General features: G+C 48.8%; 9 protein-coding genes. 2 read left to right on the top strand and 7 right to left on the bottom strand.

From position 1 onward, the window contains the following. From NDA01_RS31125 to NDA01_RS31095, 7 genes are all read right to left on the bottom strand, one after another. On the bottom strand, positions 1-308 hold a 308-nt coding region (locus NDA01_RS31125; RefSeq protein ID WP_348231100.1), incomplete at its 3' end, for a DUF6009 family protein. 372 nt (positions 309-680) lie between these two features. Next, the gene (locus NDA01_RS31120; RefSeq protein ID WP_348231099.1) at positions 681-1652 is read right to left on the bottom strand and encodes an IS110 family RNA-guided transposase; all 972 of its coding nucleotides are present in this window, start codon (positions 1650-1652) and stop codon (positions 681-683) included. Positions 1653-2057: 405 nt separating this feature from the next. Next, positions 2058-2183, bottom strand: a complete 126-nt coding sequence (locus NDA01_RS31115) for a hypothetical protein (protein WP_348231098.1) — start codon at positions 2181-2183, stop codon at positions 2058-2060. Between the two features lie 169 nt (positions 2184-2352). Then, on the bottom strand, positions 2353-2694 hold the full coding sequence (locus NDA01_RS31110) for a hypothetical protein (RefSeq protein ID WP_348231097.1): 342 nt from the start codon (positions 2692-2694) through the stop codon (positions 2353-2355). Between the two features lie 29 nt (positions 2695-2723). Next, the gene (locus NDA01_RS31105; protein WP_348231096.1) at positions 2724-3134 is read right to left on the bottom strand and encodes a hypothetical protein; all 411 of its coding nucleotides are present in this window, start codon (positions 3132-3134) and stop codon (positions 2724-2726) included. Positions 3135-3156: 22 nt separating this feature from the next. Further along, on the bottom strand, positions 3157-3525 hold the full coding sequence (locus NDA01_RS31100) for a hypothetical protein (RefSeq protein WP_348231095.1): 369 nt from the start codon (positions 3523-3525) through the stop codon (positions 3157-3159). 9 nt (positions 3526-3534) lie between these two features. Further along, entirely contained in the window at positions 3535-4137 is a 603-nt protein-coding gene (locus NDA01_RS31095; RefSeq protein WP_348231094.1) for a hypothetical protein, read from the bottom strand. A 202-nt stretch (positions 4138-4339) separates the two neighbouring features. On the opposite strand from NDA01_RS31095, the gene NDA01_RS31090 reads away from it, so the two are divergent. Further along, complete coding sequence (locus NDA01_RS31090) at positions 4340-4606, top strand: ribbon-helix-helix domain-containing protein (protein WP_348231093.1); 267 nt, start codon at positions 4340-4342, stop codon at positions 4604-4606. Between the two features lie 343 nt (positions 4607-4949). Then, positions 4950-5237: a hypothetical protein gene (locus tag NDA01_RS32170; protein ID WP_431193600.1), complete on the top strand. Its 288-nt coding sequence runs from the start codon at positions 4950-4952 to the stop codon at positions 5235-5237. The last annotated feature ends 189 nt before the right edge of the window (positions 5238-5426 follow it).

The raw sequence follows: 5426 nt of genomic DNA, 5'->3' as shown, positions 1-5426 counted from the left end.
CCTCTAATCCCAGGCTGAACCGTTTTAGGGTCAACTGCTTCCATAGGAAAACTCTTTTGGTAAATGCCTCGTGGGTCGTAAAAGCGATCATGAGGTCTCAGAGTAAAGAGACGACGTGTATAAACACCGCGCTCAGTTTTGATTCCTGGCTTTAGGACAGAGTAGCCTACAACTGTTTGCCCATAAGTTTTTGGTGGAGGACAGTAGGGCTCGGCTGTAGACCAGGTCTCCTCTCGGACATAGTCTATATGGGTGATGTCTTGCAGCCAGACAATTTCGGATTCAGCCTCAATCCCTACCACACGCATAGCTTGCCTACTCAATCCCCAACTGAGTTTTATCTTAAGTTCTCAAGGGCATGAGAAGGACTCGTCAATCATATCTAGCACTGATGCAAAGGGGCACTAAGGAATTTGTACCAGTTTGATGCAGGGCCGTTAGGTGGAGTCTGATCCAAGGTAGAGTAAAATCAAGTTTCAAAAGGTAAGCGATCGCCCTGCTAGGTAGAAGTAGGAGCGATCGCTTTTTATGGAACCCGACCCTGGCGGTTTTGCAGGTCTGCAACGATTTGTATAAAAAAGACCATTTTCCTCCAAGCGGCATAAGTCTCCATCAGCCCCGCTAATCACTTGGGTGACTCACAGGTTTCACGGGCGTTGAGTAGATGCCATCTTGCTGTGTCAAGCAGTAGGCAGGCAGAAATCAGGATTAAACGGCTGGTTGGACTTGAGAACGCCATAAGCCAAGTGTGCCAATTTGCGCATTGCCGCCCCAATCACCTGCATCGAATGCTTGCCACGTTTCAATAACCGTTCACAAAACGCTTGAATCAAGGGATTGCGATTCTTCGCAACAACCGCTGGCAGATAAAATGCCTTCCGTAACCGCGCACTTCCCAGCCGCGATATTTGCGATCGCCCTCGCACAGAGCTGCCCGACGTCCATTCTCGCGGACTTAACCCGATAAACGCTGCAAACTGCTTTGCGCTCTTAAAACGTTGCCAATCCCCCATCTCAGCCAAGATGATAGCGGCAGTGGTTTCACCAATCCCAGGAATACTGGTCAGTAAATCCCGCCGATGAGCCAGGGACGAATGCCGCTTGAAGTGTTCCCGAATTAACCCACGTGTGTGTTTGATTTGATCCCGCAGGTATTCAAGATGCTCCTCAATCAGTTCTGCCACTTCCGGCGTTGCACTTTCCAGCCGGTTGCTCTCCTGCACCAACATCTGATTCAGTGCATCAACTCGCCGCACTAACGCTTGCAATTGACGCACCTCCTTCGAAGCTGGTTGCCAAGCAGAGGGCCTCAGGGCTAGGCAAAACCGTGCAATTAGGGCAGCATCCACCCGGTCAGTTTTGGTTCGACTCAACTCACTGGTTGCGAAGCCTTTAATCCGGGCTGGGTTAACAATGCTGACGGTGTGGCCTGCTTCCACTAAGGTTTCTGCAACGGCTTCACCGTAAATACTGGTTGATTCTAGACAAGCATGAACCTGATCAACTCCTTGTTGTATGAGCCAATCAATTAGACTTTGATGCCCTTTAGCGGTGTTCTCAACACTTTTCTGTTTCGGTTTACTGTCAGGCAGTAACAGAGCTACTTGTAGCGTACGTTTACTGACATCAATGCCAAGAACTGTTTGTGTCATGATTCACCCCTCTAGCGCACTTATTTTAAGGAAAACGACTGGGTACTCCTAAACTTGCGAATACAGGGTTACTTCGGCAAAAGCCGAAGGACCTAAGATGCCATCCAGCTTGCAGACCACAGTCAAGCAGGAAGCAGGAGGGGCCTATCTACTCACCAGGCTGAGTCCCTCAGTTGCGCGTCAACCTCACTCCCACCCTCTGGATATTCCAGATTGACCTGCTCGTCTTTTAAGATACAAGTTGCTAGGCACGCAACTATTCAAGCCATTCTGCGTCATTTCAGAAAATCACCAGAACGGAGGAGCAAGGGTTTCAGAATATAACTGAATGGTGATTTATGCCAAAATTAGTCCAACAAGCTAAAAGCTCCGTCCTCTGTACGCAATCGATATTCATAAGCAAATTTAGCTGAAATCTATATTAGACGGAGCTTTCACCCGTTTGACTTTTTGTAGAACCGTCAGAGTTAGAACCTGAAATGCAGAGCAGTCAATACTTTCAGGCTTAGCGTTGTTTTTTGTTCCATTCATAAAACTACCCTCCCTCAAAAATTGGTCCTAGTGGATAACTTCGCTGCTTATCCACTAGGACCAATTTGAACAAATTCTTTGGATCAGCTGGGGCGTGAAAAGGCGTGATCAAAATACAGCGATCGCCCCAGTAAAGTGAGCGATCGCCTTCAAGTAGCTCATTAGATTTTTAGGCTGCAATATCTTCTGTTTGTGCCAGATTGCGTGGCTGCCCTCTCCACAAATGAACAGCATCGGGATTGATTTGGTTGACTAAGGTCTCCCACTCCTCAGCCAGGTACTCATCACTGATGGGCTTGGTAGGGTCTAACTGCTCTTCTTTGAGCAAAGCAACCACATGCAGTCCTGTACGAAACTCGCAGTAGCGAAGCTGGGGATTAAACCCTAATGAAGTTACCAGCTCTAGCACCTGCGAAGGTCTGGGAACCTCTGACAAATCAACTAGTAGAACAACTTGACCAGGCTTAGCACCAATCGGTAATTTGAGCGCTTCTATTTGCTCAGTAATCACGGCTTTCTCCTGTTTGGTTTAGATTCACTTTAACCTCGAAACCAGCAACGATACTGCTGATTTTGCCCTTCCTTCACTCGGCTGGGTTGTTGAACCTTGTTGAGTTCAACCCCGTACTTAGCAGCTCGTTGACGGCAAATACGCTCTGCTTCTGCTGAAGAACCAGCCAGAATTGGCTCATCCCAGATTTGAGGTTGTTCAGTTGGGTTCTCTGGGTCATCCAGAACGGGCATAGGAATCAGGATGGGGTTTTCTAGGGCGTGTTTGACTTGCCAGTAGACAACTCCTCCAACCGTCACTACTGCAACAACACATTGCGGTGTACTCATGCAGGTAGCTACGGCAGGAACCAAAGCCGCAGGGGTAGCCTCAGTTCGTTGTGAAATTGACAAAGCTGCTGTAACAGCAGCGAGGGCGATCGCTACTTTTTGCCTAAACATAGGTACTCCCTTGATTACAAAATTAATTGTTTCTAGTGCTGAAGCTGTAACCTTCGTACATCCCGGCAGTGTTGTACCTGATGCCAATCCAGGTTTCGCGATCGATCTCTAGCGGGAAATATTCGACGTTGCCAACAAAGCAATAAGGCAAGCCTGCAAGATCCCGCATGGCATCGGTGCTGTTACCCCCTGCAAGGTGAATTAGACGGTTTAATTGTTCTCGTGAAAGCGTGGCTTCCGGATCGACAATCTGGCAGTGGTCCTGAACTGGGCTAGCTGCATAGGGGTTGTTGGCAATTGCGGGACTGCTTAAGCCCAGCTCTGCACCAATATCTTGCTGGCATTGCTGCACGGTTGTGGCTAGCAACAGCCCCAAGGCAAGTTGTTTCATCACTGCTCCCTAGCTCCCAGCTTCTAAAAACTGTTGTCTCAACTGGTTATAAGTTTCGAGTTCTGCTGTCACCTCGACTTCAAATCGCTCCATGCCACGTACAGCGCCTCTGGCTCGGTAAAGGTTGATTTCACCTTGAGAGAAATCCGTCGAGGTCACAGCCGCTTGCTCATTGAGGCGGTGCAGACGTTCCATAAGCTGTAGGCCCTTTTGCTGCAAACTGCCTGCTTTGTTTTGCAGCGTGGCAAGCGCTCCTCCCACTTCTGGCGGTAGTAGCTCCCCCTCAATCACTCCGGCGCTGGCCCATTCTTGGGAGTAACGAGACTTCGCATCGAACACCCAATCTTTAGACTTCATGCCCTCGGTTTTTACCCGCTGGGCGAAGTCAGAGAAGAGCGATCGCGCCAGCTCGGTGAAGCCGTCTTTGTCTTTTAACAATGGTTCTGGTGCAACTTGAGCCAGCCAATTGAACCAACGGGTTCTAATCGTGACCTCTTTCACACCATGTTCATCTGCAATCTGCTGTGCGGTGTAGCGTGCGAATTGTGCGGTAACTGTGCGGCTAGACGTGCTGCCAGGGTGCGAGCGCCCGTGCGTTGTTACGTTTTCCATGTGTACTCATTCCTGAGAAGTCCTTGATTTGCTTAGGCTTTAGCTTGTGTGATGCGTGTGCGGCGATTGCACAGCCACTGTGCGGGGAATTCCAAAACGGTGCGGAATTCCTAATATAGTAATGCACTATAAACTGTAGTCAAGGAAAGTGCATTACTTTATAGGAGAATGCATTAGAACAAATTATTAAGGAGTAGGATCGATGGCGGTGTTAGCGCATGGCGGAATGGCAACAAAGAAGCCTCAAGTTACGGCTTACGTCACTGATGAAGTGAATGTGGCACTCGATAAGGCAGCAAGCGACGAGAGGCGATCGAGGTCTCAGATGGCAGCTTTGTTGATTGAGGAAGCCCTTATAGCCAGAGGTTACCTGCCTACGCAGGAGCTAGGGCAAGGCAGTAAGACAAGTGAGCGAGAACAAGCACTTAGAAACCTAGATATTCATAGTCAGCAGGATTTACCGAGCTGAGTGTACATTCGCACGTTAAATGTCGCAATTCGCAAATTAGTGTTGTTCTAGGCACAAAATGCCTGTTACCTTCAGAATTCACAAGTTGATGTCGTTAATCTAAAAATTCTTTCAGTTCGCAAATTGATGTCGCTATCTTCAATAAGCGATCGCTTTTCTCAGTGCTCCAATGGCAGCAATACTACCTCAGCTTTAATCATGTCCACGACTAGATATCCTTTCAACCCGCCCATTTCTGAAAAGCTAATCGCAACTTGGGGAAATTCTAATTAGAAAATCATGCCCCCTTACTTTCAAACTGCCCATCTCTAGAAAGCTGATCGCAACGAGCCGCAGTTACGCCGTGGGGATTGCTGACATTGGCCGTTCAACCCACCCATCCCCGGAAAGCTCATCGCAACGGCTGCTCAAATCTACAACCGTTGCAAATTTGCCCATCTTTCAACCCACCCATCCCCGGAAAGCTCATCGCAACAGCGGCACTCGCTCATCGCTTAAGCGAGCGTCAGTGTCTTTCAACCCACCCATCCCCGGAAAGCTCATCGCAACCTTGTTGGTAAAGAGCGATCGCAATCCGATCTTCAACTTTCAACCCACCCATCCCCGGAAAGCTGATCGCAACGCCATCTAGCCCTTCCATTAGAAACTCGAATCTTAACTTTCAACCCACCCATCCCCGGAAAGCTGATCGCAACGCCATCTAGCCCTTCCATTAGAAACTCGAATCTTAACTTTCAACCCACCCATCCCCGGAAAGCTGATCGCAACCAAACAGGCGATCGCTGGCACCTATATGCCTGGTCTGGAGTTCTTTCAACCC

Source organism: Trichocoleus desertorum AS-A10 (assembly GCF_039962155.1).
Classification (GTDB): Bacteria; Cyanobacteriota; Cyanobacteriia; order FACHB-46; family FACHB-46; genus Trichocoleus.
This window is presented reverse-complemented; position numbering and strand designations above follow the sequence as displayed.

What these genes read in the sequence shown, in the direction of transcription:
- NDA01_RS31115 (WP_348231098.1), bottom strand. Translation starts at nt 2,183, where the DNA reads ATGAATGGAACAAAAAACAACGCTAAGCCTGAAAGTATTGACTGCTCT.
- NDA01_RS31090 (WP_348231093.1), top strand. Translation starts at nt 4,340, where the DNA reads ATGGCGGTGTTAGCGCATGGCGGAATGGCAACAAAGAAGCCTCAAGTT.
- NDA01_RS31120 (WP_348231099.1), bottom strand. Translation starts at nt 1,652, where the DNA reads ATGACACAAACAGTTCTTGGCATTGATGTCAGTAAACGTACGCTACAA.
- NDA01_RS31100 (WP_348231095.1), bottom strand. Translation starts at nt 3,525, where the DNA reads ATGAAACAACTTGCCTTGGGGCTGTTGCTAGCCACAACCGTGCAGCAA.
- NDA01_RS31095 (WP_348231094.1), bottom strand. Translation starts at nt 4,137, where the DNA reads ATGGAAAACGTAACAACGCACGGGCGCTCGCACCCTGGCAGCACGTCT.
- NDA01_RS31105 (WP_348231096.1), bottom strand. Translation starts at nt 3,134, where the DNA reads ATGTTTAGGCAAAAAGTAGCGATCGCCCTCGCTGCTGTTACAGCAGCT.